We start from the raw sequence: 12,727 nt of genomic DNA on the forward strand, positions 1-12,727 counted from the left end.
TGACCATGTCCAACACTCCCATGGCAGCGAGCCCCCTCACCCGTGCCGTTCTCGAGATCGACGAGTACGCGTCCGGCCTCGGCTGGGACCGGCCCGCACGCCTCTTCGCGCTCGTCGACACGGCGCGACTGCGCTCCCAAGAACCCGGCCTCGCCCAGCAGCTCGGCCTCGACAACTCCCCCGAGGAGACCGGCCTCACACCCATCGAGCAGGAGGAGATCCCGGAGGGCAAGCCGCTGGACGAGTTCCTGGGCACCATCGCCTGGCCGGACGCCGTGGCGGGCTGCGCGCTCACGGTGGAGCGTCTGATGCTGCCGCCGTCCGCAGAGACGTCCGTCCCCGAAGGGCTCAGCGAGGCCCAGCTCGCGAAGTGGGTGGCCGAGCACCCGGACCGCCAGGAGGTCCGCATGACCGTCGCGGTGCTGCGTGACGGTGCGCGTGAGTCGGCTCTGCGGCTGCGCGAGAAGGACTCGGCCACCGAGGTCCTCACGGGGTCCGACCTGGTTCCTGGCCTCGCGGAGGCGCTGGCCGCCACGTTCGCCTGAGACCACGGTTCTCGTACGCGGGTGGGGCCTGCCCCGCCCGCGTACGTCCCGCTACTTCTTCACCGTGCACTGCGGCAGGTCCGCGGTGTCGCCCTTGCGGATGGCTTCGAGGGAGTCGACCGCGTCGTCGATGGTGTCCACCTTGACCAGCGTGAGGCCGTCCGGGACGTCCTTGGCGGCTGTGGCGCAGTTCTCCTTGGGCGTCAGGAAGTACTCGGCGCCCTTGGCGCGCGCGCCGACCGTCTTCATGCCGATGCCGCCGATCGGGCCGACCTTGCCGTTGTCCTCGATCGTGCCGGTGCCGGCCACGAAATTGCCGCCGGTCAGGTCGTCCGGGGTCAGCTTGTCGACGATGCCGAGCGCGAACATCAGTCCGGCGCTGGGGCCGCCGACGTCGGCGAGCTTGATGTCGATCGTGAACGGGAACGTGTGATCGGTGCCCGCCTGGATGCCGACGATCGCGCGGCCGTCCTTCGCCTTCTCGGTGGTGATCTTGACGTCCTCCGTGCGGGTCGGCTCCTTGCCCGCCTTCTCGGCGGCGGCCGCCTCCTTCACGGGGACGAGGCTGAAGACGACGTCCTGGCCCGGCTTGTGCTTCGTGACCAGTTCGGCGACGTCCGTCATCTCCTTCACGGGCTTGCCGTCGACCTTCTTGATGACGTCGCCCGCGTGGAGCTTGCCCTCGGCGGGGCTGTTCTTGAAGACGGTGGAGACGACGACCTGCGACTTCACCGGGATGTCCAGCTCCCTGAGCGCGGCGACCTTGGCGCTCTCCTGGGACTGGCTGAACTCCTCGGCGTTCTCCTGGCTCGACTGCTGCTCGGTCTTGCCGTCCGGGTAGAGGGTGTCGTGCGGCACCACGATGTTGTCGTGGGCCATCCAGCCGTACACGGCCTCCGCGATGTTCATGTTGTAGTCGGCACTGGTGACCCGGACCGTCGTCATGTTGAGGTGACCGGTCGTCGGATACGTCTTGTGGCCGGAGATCTGCAGCACCGGCTCGCCGCCGTGGTCGCCGAGGGTGTTCACCGTCGGACCCGGGGACATCTCCGAGTACGGCACTTTGATGAGGACTCCGGCGCAGAGCAGCGCGATCAGCATCAGGGTGGAGGCGAGCATCGTCGCGGTGCGGCGTGGCATGGAACGACAGTACGGGACCTGTCTGTCAGTGCACCCCTGGGGCCAGTCCGTACGGGGCTCACAGGGCCTCAGGAGGCCTTCTGAGGCCCCTCGGGGGCCCGCGGCCTCACGTACCCCTCACGTACCCGAGTGGGACTTCTCCATCGCCTCGCGGAAGGCCGCGTAGCCGTTCAGCTCGGTGTTGTCCCCGGTCTTGCCGGACTTGCGGTTGCGCGCCGCCAAGGCGGCCCACAGCCCCGCACCGACGGCCGCCGCGAACGGAATCAGCAACCAGGCAAGTGATGCCATGTCGACCTCCCGACCCCTTGAGCGACAACAACTGACTGATCAGCAGATTAACCATCCGCTGCGTCAACGCTCACGCCAGGGGTCGGGTTACGCAACCGGAGACCACTTGGACCAACCGGCCCGGTGAAGCGGCCGACGATCAACAGGCGCCGACCCACTCCTCCTGACCGTCGGAGAATCGTTGGTGCTTCCAGATCGGCACCTCGTGCTTGAGGTCGTCGATCAGCTTGCGGCAGGCGGCGAAGGCCTCCGCGCGGTGCGGGCAGGAGACCGCCACGACGACCGCGAGGTCGCCCACCGCCAGGTCGCCCACGCGGTGGACGGCGGCCAGGGCGCGCACGGGGAACTCGGCGACGACCTTCTCGGCCACCCGCCGCATCTCGGCCTCGGCCGTCGGATGGGTCGAATAGCCGAGCTCGTCGACGTCCGCGCCGCCGTCGTGATTGCGCACGGTCCCCACGAAGAGCGCCGTGCCGCCCGCGGCGTCGTCGCCGACCGCCCGGAAGACCTCGTCCAGGGAGAGCGGTGCGTCACGGATCGCGAGCAGCCGGATGGGGTCCTGTGCGGCCTGCTCGCCGGGGTGGTCGTTCGTGGTGCGTGCCATGCGGCCATGGTGCCGCACGGCACGGACATCACGGAATAGCGCTTTCGCCCGGCACGCGCGCGTGCCGCGTTGGAGTTCTCTACAGGCCCGCGCCCGGGCTGGGGGTACGTCTCAGATCCGGCGCCGCGCCTTCCGGGCGCGCCGCACCACCGCCGCGGCGCCCAGCAGAGCGACCGTCGCACCAGCGGCACCCGCGGCCGTCGCGTCCTTGCGGCCGAGCCTGCGTCCTGCGACGGTGCGGCGCCCCGCGACCTCCTCCAGGAGTTCCCCGAGGACCTCCTCGTTGGTCCACTGCGGACGCCAGCCCGCCTCGTGCAGCCTGCTGACGCTGACCACCCACGGGTACATCGTGTACGCGAGGTCCCCGGCCGGGGACGGCGTGAGACCGATGCGGTGCAGCCGCGCGGCCGCGCCCAGGGCAACCGTGGAGGGCAGCTCCATGCGCCGGATCTCGCTGAGCTCCTCGACCTCCTCCTGTTCGAGCCAGCCGTCGCAGCCGACGGCCAGCTCCCCGTCGACCTTCTCCAGGACGGCGTACTCCAGGGCGCTGCACAGGTCCTCGACGTGGCAGAACTGCCAGGCGGGGCGTGAGCCCGCCACCACGAGCAGCCGGGGCGACTCGAAGTACCGCGTGAGCGCGGTGTCCGTGCCGCCCACCAGGATCGCGGGCCGCACCACGGTGACGTTCAGGCCGGGGTGGGCCCGGGGAGCGCGCCGCGCGAGGCGCTCGACCTCCAGGAGGTCGCCGACGCCGGTGGCCTCCGCGGTGGCGCGCAGCTCGGCGTCTTCGGAGAGGGGCAGTTCGTTGTCCTCCAGCGCTCCATAGACCATCGCCGACGTGCAGAGCACGACGCGGTGGACGCCGGCCGCCGCGGCGGCCGTCAGCACGGTCTGCGTGCCCCGCACGTTGTACGCCGTACGGGCAGCGGGGTCCGTCTCCAGGTCGAGATCGAGCGCGAGGTGGACCACGACGTCCGCGCCCCGCAGCTTCTCGGCGATGGCCGGGTCCCTGACGTCCAGGATGTGCCACTGGGCCTCGGCGCACTCGCCCCGCCGCTCGTCGATGGCAACGACCTGCTTGATCTCCTCGGACGCGGCCAGGCGCTCGGTCAGCAGCGCACCCACGCCCGAGGCGGCGCCGGTGACGGCGACCACGGGCCCTCGGACAGGGGCCGGTGTAGAAAGGTTTCGCGCTGCGCGAACCTGTGGATCTGGGGAACTCACCAGGCGTCTCCAGCGGTTGTCTTCAGTAGATACGCGAATGACGCGTACGTACCAGGTGGCATCCATCCTGCCGCAGGCCATGAGTCGGCGGAGCACTGAGGCCCGATCCCGTCACGGTGTCTACGCTGGGTGGTGTTGTAAGGCAGCCGCCGCCGGAACCGTACCGGCGGCCTGACGAGCCGAGGAATCCCGTGAGTGACACCCCATTCGGATTCGGCCTTCCGCCGGAGGAGCCGGAGAACGGCGACGAGGGCAAGAAGAAGGACACCCCCGGAGGGGGACAGGGCGGAGGACAGGGCTCCGGTGGCCCCGCGAACCCCTTCGGCTTCGGCGGCCTGCCCGGCGCCGGCGGCCCCGGCGGTGACAACCCGTTCGCCGCGATGTTCGGTTCGATGAACCCGAACGACCTGGGCGCCGCCTTCCAGCAGCTCGGCCAGATGCTCTCGTACGAGGGCGGACCGGTGAACTGGGACATGGCCAAGGACATCGCCCGCCAGACCGTCTCCCAGGGGACGCCCGACGGCACCAAGGACGCGAGCGTCGGTCCCACCGAGCGCGGCGCGGTCGAGGAGGCCATCCGCCTCGCCGACCTGTGGCTCGACGACGCGACGTCCCTCCCGTCCGGCTCCGGCCTGGCCGTGGCCTGGAGCCGCGCCGAGTGGGTCGAGGCGACCCTCCCGGTGTGGAAGGAACTGGTCGACCCGGTCGCCGAGCGCGTCGGTCTCGCCATGGGTGACGTGCTCCCCGAGGAGATGCAGGCCATGGCGGGCCCGCTGATCGGGATGATGCGCTCCATGGGCGGCGCCATGTTCGGCCAGCAGATCGGCCAGGCCGTGGGCGTGCTCGCGGGCGAGGTCGTCGGCTCCACGGACATCGGCCTGCCGCTCGGCCCGGCCGGCAAGGCCGCCCTGCTCCCGGTGAACGTCGAGGCGTTCGGCAAGGACCTGGGCGTCCCCCAGGAGGAGGTCCGGCTCTACCTGGCGCTGCGGGAGGCCGCCCACCAGCGGCTCTTCGCGCACGTGCCGTGGCTGCGCTCGCATCTGTTCGGCGCGGTCGAGGGGTACGCCCGCGGCATCAAGGTCGACACCGCCAAGCTGGAGGACGTGGTCGGCCAGCTCGACCCGCAGAACCCCGAGCAGCTTCAGGAAGCGCTCCAGCAGGGCATGTTCCAGCCGGAGGACACCCCCGCGCAGAAGGCGGCCCTGGCCCGCCTGGAAACGGCTCTCGCACTCGTCGAGGGCTGGGTGGACGCGGTCGTGCACGCCGCGGCCAAGCCCCGCCTGTCGTCCGCCGACGCCCTGCGCGAGACGCTGCGTCGGCGCCGCGCGACGGGCGGCCCCGCGGAGCAGACCTTCGCCACGCTGATCGGCCTCGAGCTGCGCCCGCGCCGGCTGCGGGACGCCTCGCGCCTGTGGGCCTCGCTCACGGACGCGCGCGGCGTGGACGGCCGCGACGGACTGTGGGCCCACCCGGACATGCTGCCGACGGCCTCGGACCTGGACGACCCGGACGGCTTCGTGCACCACGAGCAGCTGGACTTCTCCGAGCTGGACAAGATGCTCGGCGAGGCAGCGGGCGGCGGCTCCGCCAAGCCTGACCTGAAGAAGGACACCGGGGCGGCCGAGGCCACCGAGGAAACGGACGACAAGGGCGACGACGAGAAGTGAGCCTGTACGACGACGCGGTCCTCGTCCTGAAGGAGTACGAGGACGAGGACCAGGAAGAGCTGCGTCAGTACTACCTGGACCACCTCGCCGCCCACCCCGAGAACGGCATGTGGAAGGCGTGCACGGACGGCCATGTGACGGCCAGCGCCCTGGTGATCGACCCGGAGCGCGGTCGCGTGCTGCTGACCCTGCACAAGAAGCTGCGGATGTGGCTGCAGATGGGCGGCCACTGCGAGCCGGGCGACCCGACCCTGGCCGCCGCCGCGCTGCGTGAGGCCACGGAGGAGTCGGGAGTCCCGGGCCTGACGCTCCTCCCGGGAGGCCCGGTCCGCCTGGACCGCCACCCGATCCCGGGCCCCTGCACCCAGCACCTGGACGTGCAGTACGCGGCGCTGGCCCCGCGGGACGCCGTCGAGGCGATCAGCGACGAGTCACTGGACCTGCGCTGGTTCGCGTACGACGAGGTGGCGGGGGTGGCCGACGAGTCGGTGGTGCGCTTGGTGGAAGCAACGAGGGCCCGGCTTTGAGAGGGTCCCTCAGGGGTGCCCCGTAAGGGGCGCGGGGAACTGCGCGCTCAGCCACAGCCGGCCCGCAGTCCCCCGCGCTCCTGTCACCGCTCCCGCCCCCCGAGCAGGGGCTAGCTCCAGACGTTGCCCTGGTTCTGCCCCCGGGCACCCTGCTGGCCCATGCCGTACTGAGCCCTGGCGCCCTGCCCGATGACCGCGTTCTGGGGCGGCAGCAGCTCGCTCGGCTGGACGAGGGCGTAACCCTGGCCCATGAAGCTGAGCTCCCAGCCCTCACCGGTGTTACCGCGGCGGCGCCACACTCCGGAGGAGTGCGTCTGAGCCTGCATCTGCACCCGCAGTCCGTTGGACCAGGCGACGATCGCGTCGGCGTCGGCGTTCACGTACTGATCGGGAGTGACCTGCAGCATCAGCGGCTGCCCCGAAGTCATCAGGGCGACCTTGCCGCGGCCCGTGATGTTGAGCTGATACTTGCCGGAGCCGGAGATTCCGTACTGGCTGTCCACGGCGATGACCTGGTGGGTCAGCGACGAGTCGAGCGCGAGGACATAACTGCTGTCCACGGTCAGACCGTCCTGGTCCACATCCACCACGTGGATGTACTGGGCGAGGTTGGCGAGATAGACCGTGCCCTGGCCGTGGCAGCGCATCAGGTCGAGGCCCTCGCCGGTGTGCGCGCGGGCCCGCTGGTTGCCCTGGCTCTGGTACTCGGCGTCGAACTCGATCAGACCCTGATAGGCGACCATGGCGCCCTTGCGGGCCAGGATGTCGTCGTGGCCCGCGAGGGCGACCCGCAGCAGCTGCGGGTTCTGGACGGTGTAGCGCTCCTGAGTCTGCTGCTCGGTGTGCGCGAAAAGTGGGCTCTGCATGGTGTGTTGCTCCCCCTCAGCCCCGGGCTCGGAGACGGTCGGTGCTGTCCTCGCTGGGCTGTACGACGACGATGCCCTCTCCGGAGAAGCCCATCTGGTAGGCCTCGCCGCTGCCGCGCCCGATGAGCGAACCGGCCTTGAAGCTGCGCTTGCCCTTCACCTTGAGGTTCGGGGACCAGGCGATCAGGGCGTCCGGGTCGACGTACGTCTCGTCGTCGCCGCGGCCGCAGTCGACGACGACCGGGGTGCCGCGGGAGGTCAGCGCGACCCAGCCCTGGCCGGAGATCTTGATGTTCCACAGGCCCTGGCCGGCGAACTTGGCGAGGCCCTTGACCCGCTCGACGCCCCACTGGAGGTTCGCGTCGAAGGCCAGCAGGTTCGTGCCGTTCACCGAGAGCGAGTCGCCCGCCAGATTGATGACGACGACATCGGCTCCGTAGTCGGCGAGATAGAGCAGGCCGTCTCCGGAGCACTTCATCAAAGGTGCGCCTTCGCCGGTCATCCACTCCCGCGCGATCTGCCGCACGGCGGGCGGATTGGGCTCGTACTGCACGAACCCTTCGTAGGCGACCATCGATCCCACGCGCGCGAGGAGGTCGTTTCCGGTCTGCATCGCCACCTTGACCATGTGGTGGCCGTGGTTCTCCATACGGGCGGCGACGGGTGCGGGGGCGAAGCCCGCGAGTTGCTGATTCATGACGGGCTCCCTCAGACCTCGAACGGCTGGACGATGATGAAGTTGCCGGGAGCGCCCCGGAACTGGAGGTTCACGCTCTCCCCCGTGGAGCCCGCGGACGCGTTGGCGCGCAGCCGCACCTGGCTGGAGACGATCGCCTGGGACGCGGCCGACCAGGCGACCACGGCGTGGCAGTCGGCGAAGGTCGTCGGGGTGACGGGCAGGACGACGGGCACACCGTGCGTCTTGACGATGACGGTGCCGGTGCCCTGGAACTGCATGACGAACAACGCGCCACCGGGGATGCCGTGGCCCTCGATCCGGCGGACCTCGTGCTGGAGGGACTCGTCGAACGCGAGGACGTTCTCCGCGGAGACACAGATCGCGTCACCCTGGAGCTCGATGGGGTGCAGATACGTGGCTTCCTCGGCGAGGAAGACCTGGCCGCGGCCGGAGCAGCGCATCAGCTGCATCTCCTGGCCGGTCGCGTTGCCCACGACCCGGCCCGCGAAGCCCGCGCCCTTGTAGCTGAACTCGACCTTGCCCTGGTAGAGCACCATGCTGCCCTGCCGGGCGAGCACGGCCTGCTCGCTGACGCCGAGGTCGACGCGGATCATCTTCTCGTTCTGCTGCGTCCAGCGCTGCCCGGTGGGGGCCTCGCGGTACTTCTGGAGGGCGGCGGCCACTCCGGCGCCCTGCGGGGCCGCGCCTTGCGGGGCGGCGGGCTGGCCGGGGAACTGGCCGGGGGGCTGCTGGCCATAGCCGGGCGGCATCGGGGCGCTCGGCTGCTGCCCGTAACCGGGCGGCAGGGGCGCCGGCTGGCCGGGGACCTGGCCGAACTGCGGCTGCTGCGGCGGCGGCGGCTGGCCGGGCTGCCCGTACGGGGAGGGGGCCGGCGGGGGCGGGACCGTGCCGCCCTGCGGCGGGGTCATCGGCGCCACGATGGTCTGCGCGGCGTGCACCGAGGGGTCCGCGGGGGCCGGGGCGGGCGGCGCGAAATTCTGGGCCGGGGCCGGGGCCGGAGCCGGGGCGGGTGCGGGAGCGGGGGCCGGTGCGGGGGCCGGGGGCTGCGCGGGTCCGGCGGGGGCGCCGAACGCGGGCGGTGCGGCGGCCTGGCCGGGCGGGGCGAAACCGGGAGCGCCGGTGGCCTGCGGTGCCTGCGGCTCGGGCTCCTCCTCGGCGACCTCGCCGCCGAAGTTCTTCAGGAGCGCGTCGAGACCGCCGTCGAAGCCCTGGCCGATCGCGGCGAACCGCCAGACGTCCTTCATGTAGAAGTCGCCCAGCATCACGGCACGCTCCGTGGAGAACTCCGCGCCGTTGAAGGAGTAGCGGGCCACTTCCTCGCCACCCGCGACGATCCGGATGTACCCGGGGGCGACCTGCGACATCTGACCGGCGCCGTCGATCGTCGCGGTGAACGACAGCTTCTTGATCTGCGGCGGGATCCGGTCGAGCGTGACCCGGAAGGACTCCGTGTCGCCGGCCTGCGCGCCCAGGAGCTGGATGGACTCCTCGGGCGACTTCGGCTGGTTGAAGAAGATGAAGTAACTGTCGTCCGACAGGCGCTCGTCCGCGTCCAGGCCGAAGCAGCTGATGTCGAAGCTCAGTCCGGGGGCGGAGATCTGCACACCTACGTACAGATCGGTACCCGCGGTGAGGTCACTGATCTTGGCCTTGTGGCCGCGTTGGAATTCCCTGGCCATACGTAACGACCGTCCCCCATCCCGAATGTAAATGCGTCGCGCCAGGCTAACCGCAATCCGTGACAGCGGACCAAGCCGGTACAGACCCGGTACACAACCACCGCGCGCGGCGGAAGATCACTCGTCGCGGGCAGCTGGCAGATGGGGCAGGCGGTCGGCCGCGACCACACCTTCGAGGTACCCACGCGCCCGTTCCGTCCGGGGGTACGCCTCGAGGAGCTGCCAGAAGTTGGGGCCGTGCCCGGGGACGAGGAGATGCGCGAGCTCGTGGACGAGGACGTAGTCGACGACGTACTCGGGCATTCCCTGCAGCCGGTGCGAAAGGCGGATGCTGCCTTCGGAGGGGGTGCACGATCCCCACCGGGTGTTCTGGTTCGTGACCCAGCGAACGGAAGTGGGCCTGGCCCGGCCGTCGAAGTACTGCTCGGAGAGCCGCTCGGCGCGCTCGGCGAGCTCCGCGTCGCCCAGGACCCGCTTGCTCTCCTGGGCCGCGAGCTTGTCGAGCATGACGTTGACCCAGCGCTGCTCCTCGGCCTCGGACATCCGGGCGGGGATGAGCACGACGGTGCGATCGCCCTCGCGGTACGCGGAGACCGTTCTGCGGCGGCGGGCGCTCCGTCTGACCTCGACCGCGCTCGCCACCGAGCCGGGTGACGGCGGGCTGGTCATGCTGCGCTGTGGGTTTCCGGCGCGGTGCAGTGGGTCGGCGGGCACGCCACGACGTTACCCGCTGGGTGTGGGGGAAGTCCCGCCTCCGGGACGGTTCGGCGGGGTATCGCTCCCCGTGCGATCGATTAGTACGACGAATACCCCCTGCCTGTGGACAACGCCGCGCGGCTGTCCGCCGGGCCGGGCATCCTGGCTGTCGACCGGCTGCGGACGGGGACAGCGCCGGAAGATTGACGGGGGACGAAGGCCATGCATCCGATCTTGAAACCCGCGCTGCGGCGCGGCTGGCGCGATCTGAACACGATCCAGTTCGGCGTGGCGCCCGCTCATGCCCTGGTGCTCGGTCCGGTGGACACGGCCACGGGCAGCTTTCTCCAGCTCCTGGACGGGACACGCGGGCTGCCGCTCCTGCGCGACGAGGGCAAGCGGATGGGCCTGCCCGACGAGCACGTGGACAAGCTCGTGCGGCGGCTGTCCGCGGCCGGGCTCATCGACGACGCGACGGGCGGCGGCGCGGCGGCCGACGCCCTGCGCAAGAGGACATCGGCCATGGACCGGCTGCGCCCGGATCTGGCCACCCTGTCGGTCGTGACGCCCGGGCCGGGCGACGGGATGCGGAAGCTGGCGGCGCGCCGCGCGATGCGGGTGCAGGTCCGGGGAGCGGGCCGGGTGGGGGCGGTGGTGGCCTCGGTCCTCTCCGGGGCGGGTGTGGGGCAGGTCGACGTGATGGAGGGAGGGGTCGTCGAACCCTGGGACGTGGCGCCGGGCGGCCTGCCCGCCGAAGCGGTCGGCGGCCGCAGGGACACGGCGGCGCGGCGGATCGTGCGACAGTCGGCTCCGGACCGCCCACCCCGGCGCGGCAGGAAGGAAGCGGGTGCGCCGCGCGAGCCGGGCGCGGAAGATCCGGGGCTCGCCCTCGTGATCATCGCGCCGCGGGACGGACTCGACGTCCACGCGCCCGACCCGCGCGCCGCCGAGCCACTCGTCGCGTCGGGGACACCCCATCTCTACGCGGGGGTGATCGAAGGAACCGGAGTGGTCGGGCCGCTCGTCCTGCCGGGGACGACAGCCTGCGCCAACTGTCTTGCACTGGATCGCGCCGACCGGGATCCGACCTGGCCGCGCTTGCTGGCGCAGTGGCGTTCGGGACGGGCACGTCAGGTGCACGCGTGCGATCTGGCGCTGTCGACCACGGTCGCCGGCCTCGCCGCGGCGCACGCCCTGGCGTTCTTGGACGGGGCGGCACCGGCGAGCGCGGGGGCTCGCTGGGAGGCGTCCGTGCCCGGATTCGACTGGCACGCACGGCCGGTGCCACCGCATCTGACGTGCCCGTGTGGGGCGGGTGTGGTGGATAAGGGGGAACACCCCGCCGGGGACAGGAAGCCGCACGACACAATGGCCGGGTAACCGCCTGCGAAGGCGTGGCTGTCTGGGACTTGGAGGGGCGCATGTCTGATCTTCCCCGGAAGGCGGTAACCCGTACCGCCAAACTGGCCGCGCTGCCACTCGGCTTCGCCGGGCGGGCGACCTGGGGGCTCGGCAAGCGGATCGGGGGCAAGTCGGCGGAGATCGTCGGCCGTGAGCTGCAGCAGCGCACGGCGGAGCAGCTGTTCAAGGTGCTCGGCGAGCTCAAGGGCGGGGCCATGAAGTTCGGCCAGGCGCTGTCGGTCTTCGAGTCGGCGCTGCCGGAGGAGGTGGCGGGGCCGTATCGCGCCGCGCTGACGAAGCTGCAGGAAGCGGCTCCGCCGATGCCGACGCGCACCGTGCACGCCGTGCTCGCCGAGCGGCTCGGCGAGGACTGGCGCGAGCTGTTCCTGGAGTTCGAGGACAAGCCGGCCGCCGCCGCCTCGATCGGCCAGGTCCACCGGGCGGTGTGGGGGGACGGGCGCGAGGTCGCGGTCAAGGTGCAGTACCCCGGGGCGGGCGAGGCGCTGCTCTCCGACCTGAATCAACTCAGCAGGTTCGCCAAGCTCCTGGGGCCGCTGATCCCGGGCATGGACATCAAGCCGCTCATCGCGGAGCTGCGCGACCGGGTCTCCGAGGAGCTCGACTACAGCCTGGAGGCCCAGGCGCAGCGTGCGCACGCCGAGGAGTTCGCGGACGACCCGGATGTCGTGGTCCCCGGCGTGGTGCATCAGTGCGAGCAGGTCCTGGTGACCGAGTGGATCGACGGGATACCCCTCTCGGATGTGATCGCGGACGGCACCCAGGAGCAGCGGGACCGGGCGGGACAGCTGCTTGCCCGTTTCCTCTTCTCGGGTCCCGCGCGCACGGGCCTGCTGCACGCCGACCCGCACCCGGGCAACTTCCGGCTGCTGCCCGACGAGAAGGACGGCTGGCGGCTCGGGGTCCTGGACTTCGGCACGGTGGACCGGCTGCCCGGCGGGCTCCCCCCGACCATCGGCCACTCCCTGCGGATGACGCTCGACGGCGAGGCCGACGCGGTCTACGCGATGCTGTGCGAGGAGGGCTTCGTCCAGGAGTCGGTCGAGCTCGAACCGGACGCGGTCCTCGACTATCTGCTGCCGATCATCGAACCGATGCTGGTGGAGGAGTTCACCTTCACCCGCGGCTGGATGCGCGGACAGGCGGCGCGGGTGGCCGACCCCCGCTCCCCCGCCTACCAGTTGGGCAAGCGGCTGAACCTCCCGCCGTCGTATCTGCTGATCCACCGGGTGACGTTGAGCACGATCGGGGTGCTGTGTCAGCTGGGGGCGACGGTGCGGATGCGGGACGAGCTCGATGAGTGGCTGCCGGGCTTCCTGGAGGAGGAGCCGGAGGCCGAGGCGGACCGCACCACCGGGTAGGCCTCACCGCC

Annotated in this window: 13 protein-coding genes; 5 read left to right on the plus strand and 8 right to left on the minus strand. The window is 71.2% G+C overall.

Annotation, left to right across the window (positions count from 1 at the left end):
- The first annotated feature begins 5 nt into the window (after positions 1 to 5).
- Positions 6 to 545, plus strand: coding sequence for a PPA1309 family protein (locus tag ACWFRU_RS23415; RefSeq protein ID WP_453689856.1), 540 nt, complete (start codon positions 6 to 8; stop codon positions 543 to 545).
- 51 nt (positions 546 to 596) lie between these two features.
- Here the strand turns inward: ACWFRU_RS23415 and ACWFRU_RS23420 are convergent, their stop codons facing one another.
- The 4 genes from ACWFRU_RS23420 to ACWFRU_RS23435 all read right to left on the minus strand — a co-directional run bounded on the left by ACWFRU_RS23420 (position 597) and on the right by ACWFRU_RS23435 (position 3,801).
- A complete protein-coding gene (locus tag ACWFRU_RS23420; protein ID WP_453689857.1) occupies positions 597 to 1,685 on the minus strand; it encodes a YlbL family protein in 1,089 nt (362 codons plus the stop codon).
- 117 nt (positions 1,686 to 1,802) lie between these two features.
- Complete coding sequence (locus ACWFRU_RS23425) at positions 1,803 to 1,973, minus strand: hypothetical protein (RefSeq protein ID WP_249587868.1); 171 nt, start codon at positions 1,971 to 1,973, stop codon at positions 1,803 to 1,805.
- 139 nt (positions 1,974 to 2,112) lie between these two features.
- Positions 2,113 to 2,577, minus strand: coding sequence for a molybdenum cofactor biosynthesis protein MoaE (locus ACWFRU_RS23430; RefSeq protein WP_365820340.1), 465 nt, complete (start codon positions 2,575 to 2,577; stop codon positions 2,113 to 2,115).
- A 111-nt stretch (positions 2,578 to 2,688) separates the two neighbouring features.
- Complete coding sequence (locus tag ACWFRU_RS23435) at positions 2,689 to 3,801, minus strand: SDR family oxidoreductase (RefSeq protein ID WP_453690006.1); 1,113 nt, start codon at positions 3,799 to 3,801, stop codon at positions 2,689 to 2,691.
- Between the two features lie 191 nt (positions 3,802 to 3,992).
- Between ACWFRU_RS23435 and ACWFRU_RS23440 the strand changes: the two genes are divergently transcribed.
- Positions 3,993 to 5,468, plus strand: a complete 1,476-nt coding sequence (locus ACWFRU_RS23440) for a zinc-dependent metalloprotease (RefSeq protein WP_453689860.1) — start codon at positions 3,993 to 3,995, stop codon at positions 5,466 to 5,468.
- A complete protein-coding gene (locus ACWFRU_RS23445) occupies positions 5,465 to 5,995 on the plus strand; it encodes an NUDIX hydrolase (RefSeq protein ID WP_453689861.1) in 531 nt (176 codons plus the stop codon). Before ACWFRU_RS23440 ends, ACWFRU_RS23445 begins: the two co-directional genes overlap by 4 nt.
- 110 nt (positions 5,996 to 6,105) lie before the next feature.
- On the opposite strand, the gene ACWFRU_RS23450 is transcribed toward ACWFRU_RS23445, so the two are convergent.
- The 4 genes from ACWFRU_RS23450 to ACWFRU_RS23465 form a co-directional block, all read right to left on the minus strand.
- The gene (locus ACWFRU_RS23450; RefSeq protein WP_453689863.1) at positions 6,106 to 6,861 is read right to left on the minus strand and encodes an AIM24 family protein; all 756 of its coding nucleotides are present in this window, start codon (positions 6,859 to 6,861) and stop codon (positions 6,106 to 6,108) included.
- Positions 6,862 to 6,877: 16 nt separating this feature from the next.
- Positions 6,878 to 7,558, minus strand: a complete 681-nt coding sequence (locus ACWFRU_RS23455; protein ID WP_453689865.1) for an AIM24 family protein — start codon at positions 7,556 to 7,558, stop codon at positions 6,878 to 6,880.
- Between the two features lie 11 nt (positions 7,559 to 7,569).
- Positions 7,570 to 9,240 carry a TerD family protein gene (locus ACWFRU_RS23460; RefSeq protein ID WP_453689867.1) on the minus strand — a complete coding sequence of 557 codons (1,671 nt, stop codon included), beginning with the start codon at positions 9,238 to 9,240 and terminating at the stop codon, positions 7,570 to 7,572.
- A gap of 117 nt (positions 9,241 to 9,357) precedes the next feature.
- A complete protein-coding gene (locus ACWFRU_RS23465; RefSeq protein ID WP_363209155.1) occupies positions 9,358 to 9,954 on the minus strand; it encodes a M48 metallopeptidase family protein in 597 nt (198 codons plus the stop codon).
- A 204-nt stretch (positions 9,955 to 10,158) separates the two neighbouring features.
- Here ACWFRU_RS23465 and ACWFRU_RS23470 point away from each other — a divergent pair, with 204 nt between their 5' ends.
- Together ACWFRU_RS23470 and ACWFRU_RS23475 are read left to right on the plus strand one after the other, a co-directional pair.
- Positions 10,159 to 11,316 (plus strand): ThiF family adenylyltransferase, encoded by a 1,158-nt coding sequence (locus tag ACWFRU_RS23470; RefSeq protein ID WP_453689869.1) that lies wholly within the window; start codon positions 10,159 to 10,161, stop codon positions 11,314 to 11,316.
- Between the two features lie 41 nt (positions 11,317 to 11,357).
- A complete protein-coding gene (locus ACWFRU_RS23475) occupies positions 11,358 to 12,716 on the plus strand; it encodes an ABC1 kinase family protein (protein WP_453689871.1) in 1,359 nt (452 codons plus the stop codon).
- Positions 12,717 to 12,727: the final 11 nt, after the last annotated feature.

It is taken from the genome of Streptomyces sp. NPDC055099 (assembly GCF_053607685.1).